The sequence below is a fragment of the Stenotrophomonas sp. CCNWLW162 genome, assembly GCF_037203745.1.
In the GTDB taxonomy this organism is placed as follows: Bacteria; Pseudomonadota; Gammaproteobacteria; order Xanthomonadales; family Xanthomonadaceae; genus Stenotrophomonas; species Stenotrophomonas maltophilia_AQ.
Map to the genome: position 1 here is coordinate 26,680 of NZ_JBBCBL010000012.1, position 23,348 is coordinate 50,027.

Here is a 23,348-nt window from a genome sequence, read left to right on the forward strand (position 1 = left end):
ACTGAATGTGACCAGCACAGCGTGCATCCTACGCCTCCAGAATGAACGCAAACTGGGAGATGCCGAAGTGTTCCTCGAGCTGATCTCCGAATGCCATCCACTCCGCTATGTAATCGAGGTCCCTCTCTGGTTGCTCCTCCAGACCCTCGCGGTCGCGATCACCGCTCGGTTCCGCTCTCAGCCCGACGATGTCGCGCAACTCCGCCAGTAGTTCATCAGATCGGCCGATGGCAGGCGCGCGGTCGAACTGGATCGATTCCGCCAAGTTCGCAATCCAGGCAGGAAGGGTTCGTCTCTCTCCGTCCAGTAAGCGCGGCGAGTGAAAACACACTTCGCCACCAGTCGGATCGAAGCTGTACGAATGGCTGGCGGAGGCAACAGTGTCGTGCGGCGGAATGCTCACGTGTCCTTCAAGCCAGGGGATGGCGGAAAATGAGGGAGTTGCGGTGCCGTGAATCACTACAGCTCGATTCGAATATGGCCCATTGAACCAGTAGAATGGCCACCCCAGTAAGCCATGCAGGTGCGTGTGGGCCACATATTCCTTGGAGCTCAGAAACAGAGAACACACATAGGCAGCGTCTCCGATCCCCCGCTTCAGCAGCCGCGCGCGCATTCGATATAGGACATTGTGCTGCAGCTTATGAACAGGAACCTTGGCAGAACCCTTGCGTTTTGCCTTCTCCCTGAGCTTGAAGTTCAGACTGCCCGTTGTGCAGTGAAGCCCCAAAGCGGCTCGGTCACTCGAAATATCTCCACCCGGCTTCGAGCGATTGGGGCGTTTGAACTGCATGTAGAATGGCGCGATCTTCGCCGACCCTGGAATCTTTGCGTCCGCCCCGAACAGATTTTCGAAGTTTGACGAGAACGGCACGATCTGCACATTGAAGATTGGAAAGCTCATGATCGTAAGCTGCGTGGTGACCAATGCCATGACCAGTTCTTCGGTGTAATTCGCCGAGCCATTTGCCATTGTGTTTTCCTCCGAATCGACGACCCGAACGGGACTCGCATCGCCCCAACTCTATTATGCGGCGAGGTAGGACGGCAATGGGCTAGGCGGCCAATCGACTCCGCGACCGGAGACGGTCATTGGTTGAAGATTTGAGCGATGCCGGAGTGCCCAGTTGTTTGGAGTTACTGCCCCCCCCAGTTGGCGTCGGCGCCCAACTCGCTGGCTGCATGTACCAGCCGGGTGCAATTACATCTGGTGAAGACCAGGCCATTGTCCGAGCGAAGCAGGAATGGCTCGGGCCTGCGCGCCTGGTACGACGGGGCTTCGCAACTGACTCTGGACCTTCCGTCGCAAGAATCTATGTCATGTTTCTACTGGGTACACCTGCCTCCTGCAGGAGCTCATAGAGTGCAGCGATGTCAGCACGCGCCCCTCGCTCACGACAGTAGGTGAAGATGATCCGCTGCTTCGCGCGCGTGAATGCGACAAAGAGACTCGCCTTTGCCTCGTGCTCGTCCTTCGAGAAGTTCCACCATGCCTGGTCATCAAGACCGACAAAGATCACCGTGTGGTACTCGAGGCCTTTGCTCTTGTGGATGGTCATCAACGGGGTTGCGCCAACTCCCTCGTACGCATCCAAGGCATCCTTCCAGCCCTGGCTTCCTTCGGAGCACCGGTGGAGATGGGTAGCAATGCACCTCAGCACTTGTTCCAACCAGTCCCCCTGTTCGTAGGAGGGAATCGCTGCAGCCATACGTTCGCGCCCCAAGAAGTCAGCAATCTCGCCAATCAACGACGCAACAGTATCCATCGACGCTGGAGGACCGGCGTACCGACACCTGAGTTGAGTCACAAAGGCATCCAGATCTCGGGCAAGTAGCGCCTGCACACGCTCATCTTCACTCGAGCCCCCCCATAGCCGGCGCAGCGCTATCTGACTCGATATCCAATACTGCCTAGCATCTGTGACCATCGCCAAGCGAAGTACATCGATGATCCACCGAGAGGCATCCTCGACGAGCAGATCCTGCAGGACAATCTCACCAATCTTTCCCGCCGCATTGAACAAACGTAGACCCCTGCTTCCGAAAGCAGGCTCTAGTTCGGCAAGGTAATTCTGAGGGAGCTGACGGACAAGAATCACCACCTCGTCGGGATCGAGAGCCTCATCACGAGTCACACGCGAAACGAAATCAGCCAGGCCTTGAGCCTCCTCTTCGGCTTTTGTGAAATTCCACAATTCACACGTCCCAACCGTTCGCACCAACGACGCCATCGGAACAGGCGTCACGGCCCGCGGGTCAAGAGCCCGAGCGAGTACGGCCTGCATCTGTACCAGATTAGAAGAAGAACGATAGTTGTTCGACAACGGAACTCGCTGCGCGCCAAAATCTTGCTCAAAGGCAGCAAAGGGATCACGCATAGCTCCGGCCCATCGCATGATCTGCTGCTTATTGTCCCCGACTGCGGTGATCTCACTTTCCGAACCGAGGAAGATGGCACGCACCAGGTCATACTGTTCCCTCGTCGTGTCTTGAAACTCGTCCAAGAACACATGGGAATACGTAACCTGTAGAGCGCTACGAATCTGCGGGTTCACCCGTACGAGAAGCTCCGCCAAGCGCGTCAACATCTCGAAGGTGAGTTGGCTCGGCTTATATACATGAAGCGCTGTCAACCAGAAGCATTCAGCTGCCCACTGTCCTGGCGTAGGCGCATCGAAACCTTCCTCTTGAAGCGGATTGGCCAGCACAAAGTCCCTTTCAAATGACTTGTGCAAGATGGCGCTGATGTCTTCGACTGTACCGACCTCAGGTGGCACTTTCCGAAGATCGCTCAGGAAATCTGCGTAGAATCCCTTGCGAGGGATCAGAATCTGATAGTCCGGCGTTGGCCGCCATGCTTCCGGCAGCCCCTGGCCAAATCGATCCAGCAAGCTTTTAGCGAACGCCGAGAACGTCATCGAATCCAGACGATCTGCTTGACGGGGATGGCAGCGCGCCCGAACTCGTGCCATCAGATTCGCGGCTGCGTCACGCTTGAAGCTGATCGCTAGAATTCGCCGCGGGGATCGCGATGCTCCTGTCTGCAGCAGGAACGCAGCGCGCTGCGCCAACAGCTCAGTCTTGCCCGCGCCGGGTCCGGCAATCACCGAGCGATGCCCCGCCGAGCGAACGACCTCCAAAGCGCTCTCCTCTAATGCCGCCACCCCCACGGGCATCCACTGTTCGGGCTTCATCCGCCTAGACGACGCGACCATTGTTAGTTGCCTCGCAGCGCAGACTGGATGTACGTCAACAGCTTCTTCAGCACCCGCGGCATATTCTCCGCCAAGTCGGCCGACCCAATCTGCGTCAGCGCCTCGAGGTGAGTAACCGGCTTGCTATGAGTAAGGAAATGGTAGCGATAGAGGGGGAAAAGTTTTGGATACGGCTCGAGCTCTTCCACATAGAGCATCATCCCGGGGCCCGAAGTACCAAGAACTACTTCAGCAGCTTTTTCGATTTTGAGCTTCGGTCCGCCTCCTGGAGGAACAATTGCCTCGTAGGCCTCGGGAAACGCCTTCAGCATTGCCAAATCAAGGTCCAGCGGAGCAGAGAAAAACACACCGTAGTTCCTGAGCATTAGGGCCCAGCTGGAGAGAATTTTCACCTTTTCCGGAGTCTGCCATGTATGCATCTCCGCGAACTTTTCATCAGAAAGAACACCGTTCTTAAGCTTGAGCAGTTCGTCCCTCGATTCCCCCATCTCGATCAGGTACTCAATGGCGGTCTTCACTCGACCAAAGCCGCCTCCCAACCGACCAAGGTCCAGATCCAGCAGCGTGGCGTAGGGAATCTTCAGCTGCTTCAGTAGTCGCCAGAAATGCTGAACATGGCGACCGCCCAGCGGCACAATGGCAACGAACGCGGGGTCGATCGCAAGTTCCAGCGATCTTGCCAGCGCCGGTAGAACGATCCGCTCTGAGTCGCCCTCAACGAGCACAACAAAGCGGGCGAAATAAAGCTCAGGGTAGGCCAAGAGTGCGCCACGCACGAACTTCGCAGCCTCGTCCGCTGCTGCCGGCAGTTTGATTCTTCTAACTGTCGAGGTCCTCTTTTTCGGATCCTGACGGCAGTACCTGACCTCCTTCGGTTCCACGCGGCTCAGCACGGCTGGCGAATGACTGGTGATCAGCGCCTGACTAGCGCCACTCTCAGTCAAGGAACGCGCCTGCTCGATGATCCGAGTCAGAAAGAACGGGGACAGATGGTTTTCCGGTTCTTCGATCGCGAACAGACTCAGCGCGGGCACCCGCAGCCTGTCGTCGGAAAATCCAGCCAAAGTGCCGCGCGCCACTTGACGCTCTAGATCGAACACGGCCGCGACCAGCGCAAAGTAGAACAGCGATTTCTGTCCATCGCTGAGGGCCTCGAGACCACGCTCGTGACCATCGGGGCCTTCCGCAAAGACCACGGCAATCTTGTTGACGACCTCCTCAAAGCGAGTACTAACCAGGCTCAGCCGGGGGCATGTGTCAACCACCTCGTCGTGAAGAGTGCCCCAACGCTCACCAAGAGCCTGACTGATGGCGTGAATCGCCGGTTCGCCACCGAACACGGCGGCAAGTTCTGTCGTCGCCCGCTCCACGGCACCCGTGGTTGCCTCGGTCCACTCGATCGCTCGTAGCAGGCGAGCCGCCAGTGCGCCGGCCGACGCCTTGACCTGTGCAATGGGATCCCTACTCGCGGGGGTGTAGTAGAGCTGGATGAGCGCGCGTTCCGATGCAAGGACTGGGGTCAATACGGGGTCGAGTGGATCGTCGTCCAGGGTCTCCATCCAATACAGCTCTTGGGAAACCTCGCCATCGACGGTGCCATCGTCCTGCCAAGTCGCCTCCAGACGCATGCGACAGACCGGCGCCTCACCCGATTCGCTGATCTGCATTCGCCGAAAGGACGGCGCAATTGCCTCGGCGGTCGCTTCCCCCGCCTTGAGCTCAGGGAAGCCAATGACTACTTCGATGAAGAGCGCCTTGGAGTCACGGTCATCCGGATTGTCTCTCGGTCCTACATGGAAATCGGATCGATGAATCGTGCGCTGCGCGCGAGACACGCCAAACAGCTTGGTCAGCGCTTGCAACACTGCCGTCTTCCCGGCGGCATTCGGACCAATGATGGCAGTGACACTGGAGGCCAAGGAAACCTTGGTCGGTGTCGCCCCGAAACAACGAAACCCCGAAATCCGGACGGACTCGATACGCATAGGATTCCCTTCCCCTTCTGGACAAAGTGGAATTATAGATAGAACCCGTCATCACGAGCACCCGAACAACGCAGGACGAGAGTTCTAGGGCGCCCTGCGCCGCGCCGCTTGTGGAGGCAATCGCATCTCAGTTCCGGCTACGCCACAGCCTACGGTGGCTCTTGCACATTTCCCATAACCCCTCCTCAGATTCAACATGGGAGAGAGCCGCTCATGTCCATCCAGCCATCGTTCAAGTGCGCAGAATCGCTAGCCACAAATGTTGCGCCGCCACATAAATGTTAATTCAAAAGTATAGGAAATCAGCAAGCTATTGATATAAGTAGGGATGCGCGTGAAAAGTTTCATCCGAAACGTACCAGCAGGCTCACGATCTAGCGACGGGAAAAACGAGTTGCTAGGGTTCACCGCGATTTCGGTCCAGGCAACTCAAGTGGGAATGCAGCTTTGCCCTCAGCGGAATGAAGTTCCAACGCTTCTGCTCATAAAGCAGAGGACGGGCATCCGTCCATACCTACTCCAATGCGGACTTCCGGCGGTACTAGCAAATCTATGGATCGGATCGCTCAGTGAGAAGGACAACACTAGGGATGCGTTCGCGCGCGATGCCCGCATCCTCTACCACTACTTCTCCAGCGTGGCGGTGGATCTTGAGTCTCGCCTAATCAATCTAAGATCAATCACTAAGAACGAAGTGATCGGGGCTGTTGAGCTTCTCTGCGTGAGGAACGGGAGGAGCTTAGCGAGAGCTACTTGCACACGGCGGTTGGATGCCATCCGGTCACTTCTGCGCTCGGTTCAAGACCATCTTCTGTCTACACAGGATCTAACCAAGGATGAGCTTCATGGTGTCAGCGTGTATTTCAGCGCAATGGAGAGAAGATTTGCGAGCGCGTTTAAGAAGCACATAAACCGTGGCGCCAGCTCAATCCACTCAAGGGTCCTGTCCGAAGCAGAGATCGAGCTGATCCATCTCATCATGCATCCGGAGTCCGAGCTCAACCCATTCCGAAGTTACGCCGTAAGGTTACGCAACTATTGCATCTTGAGGGTCGCGTGTGACGCCGCCCCGCGGCGATCAGAACTCGTATTACTGGAAACGACGGACTTGGACCTATCCGGAAGTCCGACGATCTCCATTAAGCGTCCGACACCCAGGGTCATCGGACAGCGCCGCGACAGGTCGGCCCTAAAGACGCAAACCAAGACCCTTCCATTGAGTTCAGAATTGGCCAGTCTTTTGGCAACCTACCTGGAAAGCTGCCGGCCGGAACTAATCGGCAAGGGGAGAGTGAGTACTGCGCTATTCCCAAGCGCCGCCGACGGAAAGCGCCTGTCTGGATCCTCAATCAACCGGCTGTTCTCCAAAGTCTCTGAAGTGATCGGAGCGGAGGCAGCACTTCGTTTGCACCCGCACGGACTTCGTGCCACCTCCACCACGATGCAACGGAAGCATCTGCAGTCGATAGCGGCAATTTCTGACTCTGACCTTCTGCTAGCCCTCTCATATCACGGAGGTTGGGCGCCAGACAGCCGGTCTGTTCAGCTCTATACGCGACTTGCCATTCAAGAGAAGGTGGAGCGGCTTCTTGGTTTTCGCTCGGAACCTGCGGGAGGTGCGAAATGAAGCGCGCACTCCCACCAGCGCAGTTGCGCCTAGTCGCCGCGAAGGCCCTGGGCGAAGAAGTTGATGAATTTGACCATCGGATCGCGTCCCCGAGCGGGCAAAGCATTGAGGTCGTTACGCCAGAGGGGCAATGGCCGACAACGCTGTTCATCGAACTGATTGGCACTGGCACGAAGAAAGTTCCATGGGCTGGACAGATTCACAGTAATCCGCTACTTGAGTGGATCGTCAGAAGCTGGCTGATTGATCGACTCCAGACGGTCCTGCACGTCAGACCGATCCAGTTGCTCCTACGTAGGATCTCCGACGTGCAAGTATCGGCGATTGACGCGGTGTCAATTGAGAGGGCGCTGTCTGCATGGATTGAAGATATGGCGACAGCGTGTGTAGCTGAGAATCGGGACGACGTCCCCATGGCCGGCGTCCTGCTCTACCAGTGGGCGCTAGAGGTTCAAGCCGTGCCCGGATTCAGCGACTGGACCTTGTATAGGCTTCAGGCGCTGGCTTGGAGAGGGAGAGGGAAGAGTTATGGACAGCTAACTACACTCCGAGACCCCGTTGGTGGTCCGTACACGCGCCCTGAATTGGCGAGAATCGAAACCGCAATCAGCTCCTCTGCCGCCGTCAGCACTCGACAGCGCGCCGCGTTCTACCTGTGTCGGGACTGGGGACCTAGGCCAGTACAGTTGGCCCTCATGCGCGCCAGTGACTTTGGCGAGGATAGCTTCGGTCCCTATGTCGATATACCGAGTGTGAAGGCCCAGCGTGCCAAACTGCGCCGTGCAGATGGGAACATAGTTAGACGACACATAACAGACCAAGCAGCAGAAGCTGTTCATAGGCAGATGCTTGAGGCTGAATCACAGGTATCCATGCTCCGCGAAAAGATGCAGGGGTGCCTCAGCGAGCTCGGAATAGAGCGATGCCCTGCACCATTGCCATTGTTCCCGCGCCGCGAAAGGCCGGAGCCCGCGCTGATGAGATTCTGCGAAGATTCGGCGCTCTATCCATACACGCTACATGCGACCGGCGGGATGATAGGCCGGGAGATTGCAGACATCGGTAAGGCTTTGGCGCTTGTACAGGATGAGGCAATAGCAAATCTAACCGGAGATTCATTCGCCACGATTCTCGCGTATCGGCTAAGGCGAACCAAGGGTACAGCGATGGTCCTCATGGGCTGTTCGCGTGAGGAGGTCGCCGAAGCCCTCGACCATGCAACGCCTTGGTCCGTGGAACATTACTTTCGGTACAGCACCGAAACGCACGATCTAATCAGCGCAGCGGCAGCCTCAAGCCAACAGATCGCCCAAGCGGCCAACATGTGGGAAGGTCGATTTCTTCAAGATGCCGTCCCCGAAACAGGTGAACGACCTGTCGGCGGGCTGGGGCGTTGCACGCTCAAGACTCCTTGTCCGAAACACCCTCGTATCAGCTGCTATGCGTGCCATCGATTCCGTCCAGACAGGAATGCGGACCACTCAGCAGCACTCAAAGAGATTGTGGCGTACGACGAACTGATGCGGCAGCAGAGTACCGGGCCTGTACGTAATCAGCTCTCTCTAGAAGTCTTGGGAGCCATGAGCTTAGTGCAGCATCTTTGCCGCGATGACGGAGGCGGGAATGAAGGACCTGAGTGAATCCGCAGAAAGGGTGCTCAACGCTGTCGAAAGCGAGAGCCGTGGACGATTTAGGGCGCTTGCAGACTCCGGTCAGATTATCGGCGCGTACGATGACGCAGCCTGGACCTATAGGGGATCATCAATACTGTTCTGTGAGGTAGGCGACAAGCGCGCTGGCTCGACTAGGCAGCCTGAACTTGATCCGCTTTCAGGAAGAATCGCACGGGCGATGGTAGTTGATCAGATCTCGTCAGGGCGCAGACCGTCCGCTACATTGGTCAGGGGTAGGGCTATGACGTTCAGGCTCCTGGCATCGATTGTCAATGAAGAGATGGTTTCTTGGTGTGGACTAACGCGGACTACGCTTATACGGCTCATTGCAAGAATCAAGACCGACCCAGGCATGAGCGAAGCAACGGCCTACAACCGAGCGGGCTCGCTACAAGCAATCGTTGACTACTTGAACAGGCTACATGTTCGGATAGACGGGAAAGAGGTCCGTTTCCTTCGGAAAGTCATCATCTGGAAGCACAAGGTCGAGAATCCAATTAGAAAAATTGAGGATCCGGAGTCGGCGGAATTCAGCAGGCACTCCCGATCAAAGCACAGACCAGACATCGCCATCGCCTTGGCTCGCGCTCGAAACGCGGTCATCTCCACCCCTGAGATCGAGCCTACTCTAGGATACGACCGCATCAGGTTAGAGGCTCTTGCTCCAGCACTAGCTGTAGGTGCACGTATAGGAGAATGCATATCGCTTCCGGTACGCTGCATCGACAGAAGACTCGGCCCGGGCTACACGCTTCTTCGGCAGCCTGTAGAGAAGTCAAACGACGCAACGTCTGTCCCAGTTCCAGAGGTGTGGGAGAAACCGCTGGTGGAAGCCGTTGGCTACTTGGTGGAAGCGTGCGCGGAAGCCAGAGCCAGGGCGCGTCTCATTGAGGAGGAAGGGTTCACATTCCTTCGCGATAAGCTGGATACGCTACGTAACGCGCAGGGTCTATCGCGCTCACGACTCGCGCAAATAGAACTCTCCGGCTGCGAAGATGTCTACTTCATCGACGAAATTTGCGCCTGCTTTGATGTGAGCCAAAAGTTATTCAATGCTGATGGTCGATACAAAGAATGCCTAATAGCGCTCCCAATGTCGACTGTATCAGTGGTCGTCCAGTGGCTGGATGATCGTTTCTCTTCTTGGGACTGGGCTCTATTTACCCACAAGGTGAAGGGCGACATACCCAACGGCCTTTCTGTCGATGGGCTGGTTAGAGGAAGCGGCGTGGACCGGGCGTCCGTTCAAAAGATGAAATGGTTCATCGCCGATCTGCGTGTTCTTCTGCGCGATATGAGCGTAGAAGGCGCGTTCAATGCGGCAATGTCAGAAGTTCTCGTCGCGCGCTTTCGCCTGCGATGGATGAAGGTTCGGCAGGCAGCGCTTGCTAAACGAGGAGGCGCACACGGAACAGGGGTCGTGCTCAGCAGGCTTGAGATAGCTCTTCGGGAGAGGTACGCGAAGCTTCTTTCTCAGCACTTTTCTGAGAACCTCTCGGCTCAAGGAAATCACCCTGGCAGAGAGTTCATCGCATCGTCTCCTCCTGCTGGCGTGCCTCGGAGGCTGAGTGACCACCTTATCGTGGTATGGGACACGCAAACATCACTGAGACATAGAGAGGGTTTCCTGCCATCTCCGCTGCGCAGGCCAGACATCTACAGGTACCTTAGCGACAGTTCGATTCAGAAGAGCATCTTTCGGAGGGCGAACATTCGCGATGATGATGGAATGATTGTCGCCTTCAGTCCTCATATGATTCGACATTGGGTGACCGATGCGATGCTGCGGGCCGGCACGAATGAGCTCGTGGTCGATGCTTGGATGAATCGAGCGCCGCGGCAAGGCAGGCAGTACGACCATCGAACCGCGAAGGAACGCGCTGAACAACGTCGGTGGATGTACCTTGAGAAGGGATCCGAGCCTAACGACTTCCTGGGCAGGAGAGTAAGGGAGCTCCGCTCATCAAACGTTAGCGAGGAAGATATCCAATCCATCATCGACAGCAAACTGTCGATCCTGCACGTGACACCCTACGGCACCTGTTCACGCGAACTGTACACCTCACCTTGTGATAAGACGCTCGTGTGCATTCGAGGCTTTGGAACGAGCGACGCCTGTAGATCATTCCAGGTCGATGTAACCGATCAAGACGCGCGACGGAACATCGAACAGCTGCGATCTAGCCATCAGCGGATGTTGGGAGTATTGATGCCGAACTATCATGCGATAGGAGAGCGTCTCGAAGCTGAGCTTGATCACAGCGAGCCACTGGATCAGCACATCGAATTCCTCTTGGACGTCGTGCGCTCATGTGATCAGATATTACAGAGCTACCGTGATACGCGGGCGCCAGATAGCAAAAAGATTGATATCAAGGTCGTATAGGCCATGCAGAAGCTTAATATTCCTAGTTGGAGGGCGAGAGCACTCGTTGTCATAGCGGAGCTGGAGAGGGGCGTCGGTCCCGAGCGGAGCTTGAATCAGCTTGCAGAGCTCATCGGAGTAAGTCGTCAGACGCTGTGGCGGGATGAGGAGCTATCCGCGCGGATAAGACTCGCCACGGCCAGACGAAAGTCAGGGCAGGTCCAGGTAAAGCGTAGGGGTCGATCGGAACACTCAGCAGCCCTCGTCTTGGAAGTCGAACAATTGCGCACGCACGTAGAGCTTCTTGTCGAGGCCATCGTGTCCGCGTGTGAACGCCTTCAAGGCGACGGGATTGATCCTATCCACTATTTCACGGAGCCGGCACCTCCTGAGGTTGCTCCCACCCGACCGGGCAGGCGGTAGCGTAGAGTACTGCCGTTCCACAGGAAGCCCAACCTCATTGTGGGTGTCATCGAAGGATGACGGCGCATGGAATGCGCGTTCTTAGTCTGCGGCCTATCGCTTCTTCCGTGAGGCTCTTGCCAACCTTCGCTTATCCGCAGCCGCCTTAGCGGTAGCTACGTTGATATCCCGCTGGAACTTCTCTGCCATCTGGGCGGTCTGCTCGTAGAACGCCGGTGCTCCTCTGCCCCGTACTTTTTTGAGAAGGGCCATGATCGTCGGGGATATTCCAAGGCGACGGTGCAGCATAAAGTATCGCGTCTGCTTGGATCCCACGTAGGACGCGAAGCCGGCGAAGAGAATGCAAAGCTGAAGCCAGAGGGACGCAGAAGCAGAGAATTCGTTAGATAGAATCTCGATCAGCACCCAGCAGGATGCGACGAGTAGTCCAGCGGGAAACGCCATCAGAACTAGCCTTCGAGGGAGGCTCATCTTTAATATGCCAGACGGATCCTTGGTCCGTGCCAGTGAATCTAGTGCACAGATGAACATCGGGAGACCCAAGCACGCGACGTCGATGCTCGACAGCGAGTAGCTGGTCCTGGCAAGAGAGAAGATCACAAACAGGACCACAGCTAGCGCCAGCATGGATAGGAGGTCAGAATGGAGCTCCGCATAGAACTTTCTTAGAAACTCATTATTCCTTCGATAATGTGAATTGAGGAGATCAATGACGTAGATCATCGATACGCCCCAGAAGACGTCGATGAGGCCTATGAAGGGCACAGCCAGTGCAAGCGGCCATCCCTTTTGAAGCAGGTATGGGGTCAGAGCGACCAATCCCCAAAGCAGCGATCCCACCACGGTTAGCATTAGAACTACGTGCATAGCGCGCTCGATGAATTCCTTGAGCGTACTATCGGCGCGTCTTATCAAATCTTTATGCCGCGGAATCGGCTGCATTGGCTGGGCGCTGATCTTGGACTCTCTTGATAGTCAGATCCTGCAGTTCTACGATTGGGCGCCCCTGGAGATCACCCAGTCGAATACAGAAGCACTGTATGGCACCCGCTCGCTTCTGTACCTTACAACGTTGACTTTTCGACAAGGCAAGAAATGGACTACCTCTTCCCCGTCATCGATGATGCTGATTGCGCCAAGTGCGGCCGCACCGTTTCTATCTCGGTAGTTGGGGATCCCTACAATCTCAACGCGCCAAAGCTGGATTCAGCTTGCCGTGATCCGAACTGTCCGGTCAACGAGGAGAACCGACCTAACAACATTCAGATCGTGACAATTTGCTTCGCTGACGAGGACAATCAGGAATAGAAGTGACTGGCAAATAGTCGTTCTGCCATGTCCCCCATGCGCATTCCGCGGATGGCATCTTGCCCACGGCGCTTTCCGCCCGCGGACCCCTACCTGCCGGGACTTGTAGAGAATGCGAAATCGCGGCCTTCTGTGTTGGGAGTCTCTGTTGGGAATTTGCTTCCGCACTTGGCCCAAGTCCTTGCCTCATAGCCGTCCATCGCCGTCTGGTAGAAAGATTGATCGACCAGCGCGGTTCTTAAAGCGGTACAGGTGAGGTCTCCGATCGTCTAATTCAGCCTTTCGAGCCGTAGGATAAGTTCTTGGCGAGCGAGATTGAGACCATCATCCTCGGCGGTATACGGTGAGGCAAAGAGCGGGATCTCGACCCAGAGATGCTCTTGCCCACGGTGCACATATGCACCGTGATCATCCAGCAAAAGCGCATCGCCAAGCCTCGGCGAAACGAAGCGAAGATCCTTTGTCGACCCGTACCAGTCGGTGTAGGTGATTGCTGGAAACCAAGTAGGTGCAGCGCCCTCAAGGACCAGCAACTTTGCTATGGAGTAGAAGCGATCTCTTGGAACGGTGGTAAGCATCACCAGCTGATCAAACATCGTCCCCACCTCCACGAGGAATTGGTAGAGGCCCGGGCGTGGGAACTGGCTGATAGCGTTTGAGATGAGTGTCCCTTCGAGGTCAAGCGCCAGGATGGTTGGCTTCATTTTATGTCCCGTCGTTTCAGTTCCGACGCTTTTGCACCACCACTGTTACGTGTCACCAACGCGAGCTATGTAGCGTGGTCCTGCATCGAGCGTTGCAGCCTAACGGCCGGCATCTTGTAAGGATAGCTTGCCGCGACACAGCGGCTTTTCGACTGCCAAGATCGGTCTGTGTAGGAGGTCGCCGAGGAACGCGATGAGCTAGCCGTTAACTTGGCATGCCCAGGCTCGGATGAACGCCTCCTGCTCCAAGGTCTCAATAGCACCTGGACGTGCCGAGCGCACTTGAAGTATTGCTTCTTCACCGTCGGCAGCCGCGCCGCTTTGCAGTAACAGCATCGATGCCACTGTACCTGCTCGACCGAGCCCACCTTTACAGTGCACAACGATTTTTGCGCCTGCCAGAAGCTTGCGTGAGAGCATCGGTCCAAGGGCGCTCCAGGGGTCAAGGAACCGCCTGTCTGGTGCCGCCCCATCGGTGATCGGCAGACCGTGCCAGACCAAGCCGTGCTGCGAAGCACGCTCAGGCAGAGATGGAATACGCAACTCGTGCAACTCCGACGGTTCAATCAGGGTGACGAGGTGCCGAGCGCCCCACTTACGAATCTCGCAGAGGTCAAGGTCTAAGTCCCTGGCCCAGGCTCCGGTCATCGCGGTCTCTTGATACTTGCCGGGCGCGAAGGTGACGCCAACCGCACCGCCCTGTCTTCCGACGGGAATAGTGTCTATCCGCAGTGGATCAGAAAGACTTGTCTTCAATGTGTTCTCCGCGTTTGGCAGCTCTGTACAACATGGAACAGTGATGCCGAAGCTTTGGCGCTTGGTACTACGATGAGGGGAGATGGCTAGCTCCGCTCTCTGCTTTGGTGCGCGCGCACCTTTAGCCTCGCCTCTGAGATAAATGTCTGCATAGAAGTCCTGGAATGGAGCGCGGGCGCCGGGATCTCACAGCCGAGTTGATTGCAGAGAGAACTTGCGAAAGCTAGCTGTGCCCTAGTAGGAGGCTTGAGATCCCAGTCAGTCAGGTCCGGGATGATCTTCGCGACCTCTTCTGCAAGCCGAATCTGGAAACCTCGCCTGTCCCCCCGTTCCTTGATGCGCGAGAGTTGGCTGGCGATCTGCGAACTTCTGTCCTGGGGCAAGGGAATTTCAATGGTGAGGTCTAGATCGGTGCAAACGAGGTAGAGGTCCATAGCGAGCCCAAATGATACATATATGTAGACTACATATATAGGCGTAGTGTTAAAAGTGTCTGCCTCCTAGTTTTCCCGGGATGGAAAAAGACACAGTCGCCGCCGCCCTAGCTCGCGTGATCCGCGCAAGGCGTGTTGCACTTGGCTACAGTCAGGATTCGTTCGCGGATCACATCGAGATGCACAGGTCGTACTACGCAGCCTTGGAGCGCGGCCAACGCAACATGACCTTGGCTACGCTGGAGCGGGTTGGCCGCGGCCTGAATTCAACTCTCGCGCAACTCTTCCAAGATGCGGGGATCTAGCTCAGCTATCAGTTTGATTTTCAAGAGAATTTCATAATGCAACGACTTGCGGTGCATGCGACATAACAGCCACAACCACCCCTCGGGCGACCCGGAGCCCTCCGGCGCCGACACCCGCATCACCGACGAACTGCAGCAGGCGCTGGCACTGGTGGATGTGCGGCTGCTGGACCACTTCGTGGTGGGTGAGGGTCGTCCCGTTTCGTTTGCTGAACGAGGCCTGCTGTCACCGCCCCAGCCCCGCCTGTTCGGCTGAGCGCCCGCCCTGCGTGGGCAGCCGGACGGCGCCATCGGCAGGTTCCGGTCAGCGTGGCCGCTGGTATCTGCGCTAAAATGGGCGATTCCGCCGCTCATTCTCACAGCAGGCCTCGTGAAAAATCTCCTCCGCGCCCTGATCAGCCAAGGCATCGAAGCCTTGCGCGCCAATGGCACCCTGCCCGCCGACTCCCTGCCGCCGGACTTCGTGGTCGAGCGCCCGAAGACCCGCGACCACGGCGACTTCGCAACCAACGCCGCAATGCTGCTGGCCAAGGCCGCGCGCAGCAATCCGCGCGCACTGGCACAGGCGCTGGTCGAGGCGCTGCCGCGCAGCGAGGACGTCAGCAAGGTCGAGATCGCTGGCCCCGGCTTCATCAATTTCTATCTGGCCCCGGCCGCGTACCAGCGTGAAGCCGCGTCGGTCATCAAGGAAGGTCACGACTACGGCCGCAACCTGTCCGGTAATGGCCGCACGGTGGGCGTGGAATACGTGTCGGCCAACCCGACCGGCCCGTTGCATGTCGGCCACGGCCGCGCCGCGGCGATCGGCGACTGCGTGGCGCGCGTGCTCGACGCCAACGGCTGGAACGCCAAGCGCGAGTTCTACTACAACGACGCCGGCGTGCAGATCGAGAACCTGGCGCTGTCCACCCAGGCGCGAATCAAGGGCATCGCGCCGGACCAGGACGGCTGGCCGGAAGGCGGCTACCGCGGTGAATACATCGCCGACGTCGCCCGCGCCTACATGGCCGGCGCCAGCGTCGATCTGGAAGGCAGCACCGTGGTCGGCGCCAAGGACCCGGACGACATGCAGGCGATCCGTCGCTTCGCCGTGGCCTACCTGCGCAACGAGCAGAACCTGGACCTGGCTGCATTCGGCGTCGACTTCGACATCTACTTCCTGGAAAGCTCGCTGTACGCCGATGGCAAGGTCGCCGAAGCGGTCGCCAAGCTGCAGGCCTCGGGCCACACCTACGAGGAAGGCGGCGCGCTGTGGCTGCGCAGCACCGACTTCGGTGACGACAAGGACCGCGTGATGCGCAAGTCCGACGGCACCTTCACCTACTTCGTGCCGGACGTGGCCTACCACCTGTCCAAGTGGCAGCGCGGCTACGAGCGCGCGATCACCGAGCTGGGAGCCGACCACCATGGTTCACTGGCACGCGTGCGCGCCGGCCTGCAGGCCATGGAAGTGGGCATCCCGCAGGGCTGGCCGGAATACGTGCTGCACCAGATGGTCACCGTCATGCGCGGCGGCGAGGAAGTGAAGCTGTCCAAGCGTGCCGGCAGCTACTTCACCCTGCGCGACCTGATCGAAGAAGCCGGCCGCGATGCCACCCGTTGGTTCCTGATCGCGCGCAAGCCCGATTCGCAGCTGACCTTCGACATCGACCTGGCCCGCCAGCAGAGCAACGACAACCCGGTGTTCTACGTGCAATACGCGCACGCCCGCGTCTGCAGCCTGCTGCGCCAGGCGCAGGAGAAGGGCCTGGTGTACGAGCAGGGCAATGGCCTTGCCAACTTCGGCCGCCTGGCCGACGACGCGTCGCTGCTGCTGATGAACGAGATCTCGCGGTACCCGGAAGTGGTGGAGGCAGCCGGCGTGGCGCTGGAACCGCATCTGGTGGCGCAGTACCTGCGTGAATTGGCGCACGCGTTCCACACGTGGTATCACGGGACGCCGGTACTGGTGGAAGACGCTGCCGATCGCAACGCCAAGCTGACCCTGGCCTGCGCAGCGCGCCAGGTGCTGGCCAACGGCCTCGAACTCCTGGGCGTCAGCGCCCCGGAAAAAATGTAAGCATCAGGAGACGCAGTACACATGGCAGCACGACGCGGCAAAAACCAGGCACGACGCAACAGCAGCAGCCAGGGCACACCCGGATGGGTGTGGCTGGTCGCTGGCGTGGCGATCGCGGCCGTGGTGTTCCTGGCGGCGCCGAACCTGTTCAAGGGCGAAGGCGATGGCTTCCTGCGCGCCGGTCCGCAGCCGAACCCGAACGCGCAGCCAGCCCCGGTCGCTGATGCCGACAGCGATGTCGGCACCCAGCCGGCCGCGCAGCCAGCCACGCCGAAGCCGGCAGAACCAGAAAAGCCGGCCGCCACCCAGTACGACTTCTACACCCTGCTGCCGGGCAAGGAAGTCGAGATGTCCGACGCCGAGCTGGCCGCCAGCGCGCGTGCCGAAGACCAGCGCCGGGCCAAGGCCGAAGCGCAGCGTGCGCAGGCCGCTTTGGAAGGCAAGCCGGTTCCGCCGGCCACTGCCACTGCGCCGGCACCGACGGCAACTGCCAGCGTGGCCAGCACTGCACCGGTCACCGCCACCAGCCGTCCGCTGCCGGCACCGCTGAGCGAGCGTCCGGCAGTGGCAACGCCGGCGGCCAACACCACTGCGGCTTCGAACAACACGGCTGCGGCCACCGCGGCACCGCGTGCGGAAGCTGCACCGGCTGCGACCAGCACAGCGGCCACTGCCGCACCCGCTGCTGCCGACAACGCCCGCTACATCCTGCAGGCAGGCGCTTTCGGTGCCTCCGGCGATGCCGAGGCGACCAAGGCCAAGCTGGCGATGATGGGGTTGGCCGCACGCGTGGAGTCGGCACAGATCAACGGCAAGACCGTGTACCGCGTGCGCATGGGGCCGTATGGTAGTGCTGGCGAGCTGTCCGAAGCCAAGCAGAAGCTGGATGGCACCGGCCTGCAGGCGATGGCGATCAAGGCGCAGTAAGCCTGCCGATGTGAATGAAAAAGCCGGGCATTGCCCGGCTTTTTTTGTGCTTCTGTAGAGCCGAACCCATGCTCGGCTCTACAGGACGCACGGCGCAGGTCAGCCTTCGCGGGCGACCTGGAAACCGGCGAAGGACTGGCTGACCGGCATCAGTTCCAGGCGGTTGATGTTGAGATGCGGCGGCAGCGTGGCCACCCAGAAGATCTGTTCGGCGATGTCTTCGGCGGTCATCGGGTTGGCGCCGGTATAGAGCTTGTCCGACGCAGCCTGATCGCCATGGGTACGCACCACGGTGAACTCGGTTTCGGCCATGCCCGGCTCGATCGTGGTCACGCGCACGCCGGTGCCATGCAGATCCGAGCGCAGGCCCAGCGAGAACTGGCTGACGAAGGCCTTGGTGCCACCGTAAGCATTGCCGCCCGGGTAGGGATAGACGCCGGCCACCGAGGAAATGTTGATGATCGCACCCTTGCGCTCGACCAGCTGCGGCAGCAGCCGGTGGGTCAGGGTCACCAGCGCGGTGATGTTGGTGTCGATCATCGTGGTCCAGTCGGACAGCTTTGCGCTCTGTGCCGGCGCGGTGCCCTGTGCCAGCCCAGCGTTGTTGACCAGCAGGTCGATCTCACCGAAGGCCGGCGGCAGCGCCAGCAGCGCCGCTTCCATCGCCACCGGGTCGCGGATGTCGAAGACCGCGGCATGCACCACGTCCTTGCCATAGCGTTCGACCAACGGCTGCAGGCGTTCGCCGCGGCGGCCGGTGGCGATCACCTTCCAGCCCGCCTGGGCGAAGCGGTGGACGGCAGCGGCGCCGAAGCCGGAAGTGGCGCCGGTAATCAGGACAGTGCGGGTCATCAGGCAACTCCAGGGGGAAAACCAGACCCCCATTCTGGCACCGTCGACCGATCCCCGTGTTGCCGGATCGGCCAGAACCTGGAGCAGAACCAGGGTCAGATCCCTTTGCCGCCAGCAAAGGGATCTGACCCCACCTGCCGGGGTGACCGGTACAATTGGGCCATGATCAACAACGATGTCCTGCGCAGCGTGCGCTACTCCCTGGACCTGGGCGACCACCACGTGGTGACCCTGTGCCAGCTGGCCGACCCGGCCTTCGCGGTGGATACCGAGCAGGTGAAGGCCTGGCTGCGCCGCGATGACGAAGCCGGCTTCGAGGCGATGAATGACAGCGCGCTGGCCCACTTCCTCGATGGCCTGATCGTGCACCTGCGTGGTCGCGACGAGAGCCAGCCGCAACGCGCGGTGGAAACCCGCATCGACAACAACCTGGTGCTGAAGAAGCTGCGCGTAGCCTTCCAGCTGCGTGACGTGGACCTGTTGGAGATCTTCGCCAGCGCCGGTTTCAAAGTCTCCAAGTCGGAAATCGGTGCGCTGTTCCGCCAGCCCGGCCACACCAACTACCGGCGCTGCCTGGACCAGATGCTGCGCAACTTCCTCAAGGGCCTGAGCCTGCGCCTGCGCGGCTGAGCACGGCCGCGACGAACGCCCGTGCCGCCGGCGTCGGCAACCGCTGCCAGACCAGGTGCACGCGGCGGGTCGGGGTCGGCTGCAGCGGAATCTGGACCACCCCCTCGAACCCTTCGGCGATCAACGCCGGCACGATCCCGACCGCCAGCCCATGGCGGACGAAGCGCTCGACCAGTTCCATCAGGTTGACCTCGAAACGCACCGTGTGCGGCAGGCCTGCAGCGGCGAACGCATCATCGGTCTGCCGGCGCGCGCCGGTGCCGCGCGGGAAGTCGACCAGCGCTTCATCCTGCAGCGCGGCCAATGGCAGCCGCGTGTGCCCGGCCAACCGATGCGACGGCGCCAGCACCGCCACCAGGTCTTCCTCCTGCAGCATCTTGTGGCACACGCCATCCAGCCCCGCCGAGGGCGCCAACCCGACCAGGGCGACATCCAGTTCGCGCGACTGCACCTGCGCGATCAGGTCCTCGCTCTTGTCCACCCGCAGCTGGAATTCAACTTGCGGGTGTACCTGCTGGAAGGCCGCCAGCATCGCCACCACGTCGATGTCGGTCAGCGAAGAGATCTGCCCGATCGCCAACAACCCGCGTACTTCGCCGCTGACTGCGGCGACGTCGGCACGCAGGTGGCGCAGGCTGGCCAGCACCTGCCGCGCGTGAACCAGCAGCACTTCACCGGCGGCGGTGGCACGTACCTGGCGCGGCAGGCGTTCGAACAGTGGCGTGCCCAGCTCTTGTTCCAGATTGGCAATCTGATGGCTGAGCGCCGACTGCACCACATGGCAGCGCTCGGCGGCACGGGTGAAGTTGCCCTCCTCGGCCAGGGCGACGGCGAATTCAAGCTGCTTGAGATTCACACAACCATCTCATTTCCAGATGACAGGGATGATGATGATTCATTTCCATCATGACTGCAGCGGGCGGACACTGTGCACCCCGCATTCTGGAACACCGCGTGAGCCCGTCCCTCCCCCCTCTGCACCGCTGGCAGGTGCTGCTGATGTCGGTCGCCACTGGCGTGGCCGTGGCCAGCAACTACTATGCGCAGCCGCTGCTGCACACCATCGCCGATGCCTTCGGCCTGCCATTCGGCCAGGTCGGCATGGTGGTCACCGTGGCGCAGCTGAGCTATGCCGCCGGGCTGATCCTGCTGGTGCCGCTGGGTGACCTGTTCGAGCGCCGCCGGCTGATCGTGGTGATGACGCTGTTGTCGGCCAGTGGACTGGTGATCAGCGCCTGGGCGCCGTCACTCACGTGGCTGCTGGTGGGCACGGCGATCACCGGCCTGTTCTCGGTGGTGGCGCAGGTGCTGGTGCCATTTGCGGCCACCCTGGCCGCACCGGAGCATCGTGGCCGGGTGGTCGGTACGCTGATGAGTGGCCTGCTGCTGGGCATCCTGCTGGCGCGCACCGTGGCCGGGCTGCTGTCGAGCCTTGGCGACTGGCGCCTGGTCTATGCAATCGCCGCCGGCACCCTGGTGCTGACCGCGCTGGCGCTCCAACGTGGCCTGCCACGCTTCCACCACAGCGCAGGCCTCAGCTACTTCGCCCTGCTGCGCTCGATCGGCTCCCTGTTCGTGCAGGAGCCGGTGCTGCGCCATCGCACGTTGCTGGGTGCATGCAGCTTCGCCATGTTCGCGATCTTCTGGACGCCACTGGCGTTCCTGCTCGCACAGCCACCGTACGCCTACAGCGACGCCACCATCGGCCTGTTCGGACTGGTCGGTGCAGCCGGCACGCTGGCCGCGGGCCTGGCCGGGCGCATGTCCGACCGTGGCCAGACCGGCCGTGCCACGGCCATCGCGCTGGTACTGTTGCTGCTGTCGTGGCTGCCACTGGGGCTGTCGGCGCACTCGCTGCTGGCACTGCTGGTGGGCGTGGTGGTGCTGGACCTGGCCGCGCAGCTGCTGCACGTCAGCAACCAGAACCTGATCTATGCGCTGCAACCGGCTGCGCGCAACCGCCTCAATGCCGGCTACATGACCGGCTACTTCATCGGCGGCTCGCTGGGTTCACTGCTGTCGGCCCAGGTCTACCAGCGCTTCGGCTGGACCGGCGTCTGCGTGGCCGGCGCCGCTGTTGCCGCACTGGCCCTGCTGCTGTGGTTGCCCGGCGCGCTGCGTGCGCGCCAGGCCACAGCTGCCAACTAGAAACTGCCCTGCAGCGCCAGCTCCCAACGTCCCCCGGCGTTGCCCGGGAACAGGCGCTTGGCTGCGTTGTCGGTGTCGTGCACGGTGGCCCGCAGCTCCCACGCCGGGGTCAGCGTGGCAATGGCACTGAGCTGACCATGCAGGTAATCCGGCCCCTGTGCGGTGGCCAGCCAATACTGGCCTACCGCCGCCTCCAGCCGGACGCGCTCGTGCAGCGGCACACGCACGCCGAGCTGGGCATAGGTGCCGCGATGACCGCCGGCCAGCGCATCATTGGAATGCGCGACCTGCAGCCAGGCGCGCTGCTTCCAGGTCAACGTGGTATTGAGTTCGGTCCAATCCAGCGCGCGGCCAGTGCCTGGGTACACGTAGCGGGTCAGGTTGGCATCCAGCGTCCAGTCCGCTGCCAGTGCGCCACTCCAACCGGCCACCAGGTCGAACTCGCTGCGCGCGCCGTTGTCCGGCTTGAACGATACGTTGGAGCCCCACGCGCTGGCGTACCAACCGGATGCGAGTGCCACTTTTGCGCCCACCTGCGCTGCAGGGTCGCCGTCGCTCTGCGAGCTGCCGCGCCACACGTAGTCGCTGGTCAATGCTGCACTGCCACTCACCTGCACCTGGGCCTGCGCGCTGCCGATACCCAGCATTCCTGCCAGCGCGGCCATCATCGCTGCCATCATCCCCTTGCTGTTCACTGCACTGTGTTCCTCGTCGAAGGCGGTCACGCCGCCGGGACAGCAGTGTCGGAGGGAGCGGCGTAACGGATCGAGGGTGCTGCCCGGCCCGCAGCGCAAATTCGGCGTAAATCCCGCTGCGGTGGGCGCGGTATCATGCAGGCCTGTTTCCAGGAACCAACCACGTGGACGCCATCCTGACCCCGGTATCGATCGGCGAGCTGATCGACAAGATCACCATTCTCGAGATCAAGGCCGAGCGCATCGACGATGCCGCCAAGCTGGCCAACGTGCGCACCGAGCTGGACGGCCTGCTGCCGTTGCTGCAGCAGCAGTTGCAGGCACAGCCCGCGCTTGCCGCGCTGAAGCAGCAGCTGAAGGCGATCAACGAACGCATGTGGGACATCCAGGACCAGCTGCGCGACAAGGAAGCGGCGCAGGTGTTCGATGATGCATTCATCCAGCTCGCGCGCGGCGTGTATGGCACCAATGGTGAGCGCGTGCAGGTGAAGAACGAGATCAACCGCGTGGCCGGTTCGGCCCTGGTGGAAGAGAAGCAGTACCAGGGCGAATGAGCCCGCTCATCCGTATTCGAGCAGGTGCCGGATGCGGAACAGCTCACCATCGCTGTGGATACCGAGCTTCTCGTAGGCCGTCCGCTTCTGCGTGCTGACCGTACTGGCGGTGCGCCCGAAGCGCCGCGCCACCTCTCCGGTAGTGCAGCCCTGCAGCACCAGCCGGAGCACCTCGCGCTCGCGTCGGCTCAAGGGCGTGAGCACCGGCGCCGGTGTGCGCCGCATGCGCGATCGATTCAACTGCGTGCGCAGCTCCGGGGGCACGAAGCGGCCGCCACGGGCCAGCACGTCGATCGCACGCATCAGCATCGCTGGCGAAGTGCCCTTGGGAAGAAATCCGCGCGCACCGGCCTGCATCGCCATGGTCACCGTGCTTGCATTGCAGTGTTCGGACAGCACCAGCACCGGCAACAGCGGCCAGCGTCGTGACAACAGCCGCAGCAGGGCGAGGCCCTGTTCGGGTCCTCGCGGCGCCAACAGATCGATCAGCAACAGGTCGATGCCACCGGGTTGGCGATGCAGCAGGTCGAGCAGATCACCTTCGCGGGTGAAGCTGCCACAGATCTGCACGCCGCCGTGCTGGCGCAGCACTACCTCCACCCCCAGCCGCAGCACGGGGTGCGGCGCCAGCATTGCCAGGCGGCGGGGTCGATCGAGGGGCAGAGCGGGAACAGCAGGCGGCATCACG

20 protein-coding genes and 1 pseudogene are annotated in these 23,348 nt (G+C 60.3%); 11 read left to right on the forward strand and 10 right to left on the reverse strand.

Annotated features, from left to right (window positions below; all coding sequences use genetic code 11):
• Window positions 1–28: 28 nt before the first annotated feature.
• The 3 genes from V9K93_RS19835 to V9K93_RS19845 form a co-directional block, all read right to left on the reverse strand.
• Entirely contained in the window at window positions 29–973 is a 945-nt protein-coding gene (locus V9K93_RS19835) for a hypothetical protein (protein WP_337303090.1), read from the reverse strand.
• Between the two features lie 340 nt (window positions 974–1,313).
• Window positions 1,314–3,194, reverse strand: a complete 1,881-nt coding sequence (locus V9K93_RS19840; RefSeq protein ID WP_337303091.1) for a UvrD-helicase domain-containing protein — start codon at window positions 3,192–3,194, stop codon at window positions 1,314–1,316.
• A 23-nt stretch (window positions 3,195–3,217) separates the two neighbouring features.
• Window positions 3,218–5,200 carry an ATP-dependent nuclease gene (locus V9K93_RS19845; protein WP_337303092.1) on the reverse strand — a complete coding sequence of 661 codons (1,983 nt, stop codon included), beginning with the start codon at window positions 5,198–5,200 and terminating at the stop codon, window positions 3,218–3,220.
• A gap of 979 nt (window positions 5,201–6,179) precedes the next feature.
• Between V9K93_RS19845 and V9K93_RS20825 the strand changes: the two genes are divergently transcribed.
• The 3 genes from V9K93_RS20825 to V9K93_RS19855 are packed head-to-tail and all read left to right on the forward strand — an operon-like array spanning window position 6,180 to window position 10,886.
• Window positions 6,180–6,827: a tyrosine-type recombinase/integrase gene (locus tag V9K93_RS20825; protein WP_489686277.1), complete on the forward strand. Its 648-nt coding sequence runs from the start codon at window positions 6,180–6,182 to the stop codon at window positions 6,825–6,827.
• Window positions 6,824–8,467 carry a hypothetical protein gene (locus V9K93_RS19850; RefSeq protein ID WP_337303093.1) on the forward strand — a complete coding sequence of 548 codons (1,644 nt, stop codon included), beginning with the start codon at window positions 6,824–6,826 and terminating at the stop codon, window positions 8,465–8,467. The genes V9K93_RS20825 and V9K93_RS19850 overlap by 4 nt, the downstream gene beginning before the upstream one ends.
• The gene (locus V9K93_RS19855; protein ID WP_337303094.1) at window positions 8,451–10,886 is read left to right on the forward strand and encodes a hypothetical protein; all 2,436 of its coding nucleotides are present in this window, start codon (window positions 8,451–8,453) and stop codon (window positions 10,884–10,886) included. Before V9K93_RS19850 ends, V9K93_RS19855 begins: the two co-directional genes overlap by 17 nt.
• Window positions 10,887–11,381: 495 nt before the next feature.
• On the opposite strand, the gene V9K93_RS19860 is transcribed toward V9K93_RS19855, so the two are convergent.
• Window positions 11,382–12,155, reverse strand: a complete 774-nt coding sequence (locus tag V9K93_RS19860) for a hypothetical protein (protein ID WP_337303095.1) — start codon at window positions 12,153–12,155, stop codon at window positions 11,382–11,384.
• A gap of 228 nt (window positions 12,156–12,383) precedes the next feature.
• Between V9K93_RS19860 and V9K93_RS19865 the strand changes: the two genes are divergently transcribed.
• Complete coding sequence (locus tag V9K93_RS19865) at window positions 12,384–12,596, forward strand: hypothetical protein (RefSeq protein WP_337303096.1); 213 nt, start codon at window positions 12,384–12,386, stop codon at window positions 12,594–12,596.
• A gap of 269 nt (window positions 12,597–12,865) precedes the next feature.
• Here V9K93_RS19865 and V9K93_RS19870 read toward each other — a convergent pair whose 3' ends face one another.
• Both V9K93_RS19870 and V9K93_RS19875 read right to left on the reverse strand, forming a co-directional pair.
• Window positions 12,866–13,300: a hypothetical protein gene (locus tag V9K93_RS19870; protein WP_337303097.1), complete on the reverse strand. Its 435-nt coding sequence runs from the start codon at window positions 13,298–13,300 to the stop codon at window positions 12,866–12,868.
• A gap of 198 nt (window positions 13,301–13,498) precedes the next feature.
• Window positions 13,499–13,948, reverse strand: a complete 450-nt coding sequence (locus V9K93_RS19875) for a cyclin-dependent kinase inhibitor 3 family protein (RefSeq protein WP_231353166.1) — start codon at window positions 13,946–13,948, stop codon at window positions 13,499–13,501.
• A gap of 622 nt (window positions 13,949–14,570) precedes the next feature.
• Between V9K93_RS19875 and V9K93_RS19880 the strand changes: the two genes are divergently transcribed.
• The 4 genes and pseudogenes from V9K93_RS19880 to V9K93_RS19895 all read left to right on the forward strand — a co-directional run bounded on the left by V9K93_RS19880 (window position 14,571) and on the right by V9K93_RS19895 (window position 17,781).
• On the forward strand, window positions 14,571–14,795 hold the full coding sequence (locus V9K93_RS19880; protein ID WP_130768692.1) for a helix-turn-helix domain-containing protein: 225 nt from the start codon (window positions 14,571–14,573) through the stop codon (window positions 14,793–14,795).
• Window positions 14,796–14,862: 67 nt separating this feature from the next.
• Window positions 14,863–15,051, forward strand: a pseudogene (locus V9K93_RS19885) (JAB domain-containing protein); the annotation flags it as partial.
• Between the two features lie 114 nt (window positions 15,052–15,165).
• Entirely contained in the window at window positions 15,166–16,854 is a 1,689-nt protein-coding gene (gene argS / locus V9K93_RS19890; protein ID WP_046984105.1) for an arginine--tRNA ligase, read from the forward strand.
• A 21-nt stretch (window positions 16,855–16,875) separates the two neighbouring features.
• Window positions 16,876–17,781: an SPOR domain-containing protein gene (locus V9K93_RS19895; protein WP_046984106.1), complete on the forward strand. Its 906-nt coding sequence runs from the start codon at window positions 16,876–16,878 to the stop codon at window positions 17,779–17,781.
• 99 nt (window positions 17,782–17,880) lie between these two features.
• On the opposite strand, the gene V9K93_RS19900 is transcribed toward V9K93_RS19895, so the two are convergent.
• Complete coding sequence (locus V9K93_RS19900; RefSeq protein ID WP_012509809.1) at window positions 17,881–18,633, reverse strand: SDR family NAD(P)-dependent oxidoreductase; 753 nt, start codon at window positions 18,631–18,633, stop codon at window positions 17,881–17,883.
• Between the two features lie 162 nt (window positions 18,634–18,795).
• Here V9K93_RS19900 and V9K93_RS19905 point away from each other — a divergent pair, with 162 nt between their 5' ends.
• On the forward strand, window positions 18,796–19,263 hold the full coding sequence (locus V9K93_RS19905) for a YehS family protein (protein ID WP_337303098.1): 468 nt from the start codon (window positions 18,796–18,798) through the stop codon (window positions 19,261–19,263).
• Here the strand turns inward: V9K93_RS19905 and V9K93_RS19910 are convergent.
• Window positions 19,232–20,119, reverse strand: coding sequence for a LysR family transcriptional regulator (locus tag V9K93_RS19910; protein ID WP_253079047.1), 888 nt, complete (start codon window positions 20,117–20,119; stop codon window positions 19,232–19,234). The two genes, V9K93_RS19905 and V9K93_RS19910, sit on opposite strands and share 32 nt — an antisense overlap.
• Window positions 20,120–20,262: 143 nt before the next feature.
• Here V9K93_RS19910 and V9K93_RS19915 point away from each other — a divergent pair, with 143 nt between their 5' ends.
• Window positions 20,263–21,411: an MFS transporter gene (locus V9K93_RS19915; RefSeq protein ID WP_489686278.1), complete on the forward strand. Its 1,149-nt coding sequence runs from the start codon at window positions 20,263–20,265 to the stop codon at window positions 21,409–21,411.
• Here V9K93_RS19915 and V9K93_RS19920 read toward each other — a convergent pair.
• Window positions 21,408–22,106, reverse strand: coding sequence for a TorF family putative porin (locus V9K93_RS19920; protein ID WP_337303100.1), 699 nt, complete (start codon window positions 22,104–22,106; stop codon window positions 21,408–21,410). The two genes, V9K93_RS19915 and V9K93_RS19920, sit on opposite strands and share 4 nt — an antisense overlap.
• Window positions 22,107–22,270: 164 nt before the next feature.
• Between V9K93_RS19920 and V9K93_RS19925 the strand changes: the two genes are divergently transcribed.
• Window positions 22,271–22,660: a DUF6165 family protein gene (locus V9K93_RS19925; protein ID WP_046984111.1), complete on the forward strand. Its 390-nt coding sequence runs from the start codon at window positions 22,271–22,273 to the stop codon at window positions 22,658–22,660.
• Window positions 22,661–22,666: 6 nt separating this feature from the next.
• On the opposite strand, the gene V9K93_RS19930 is transcribed toward V9K93_RS19925, so the two are convergent.
• Entirely contained in the window at window positions 22,667–23,344 is a 678-nt protein-coding gene (locus V9K93_RS19930; RefSeq protein ID WP_337303101.1) for a response regulator, read from the reverse strand.
• Window positions 23,345–23,348: the final 4 nt, after the last annotated feature.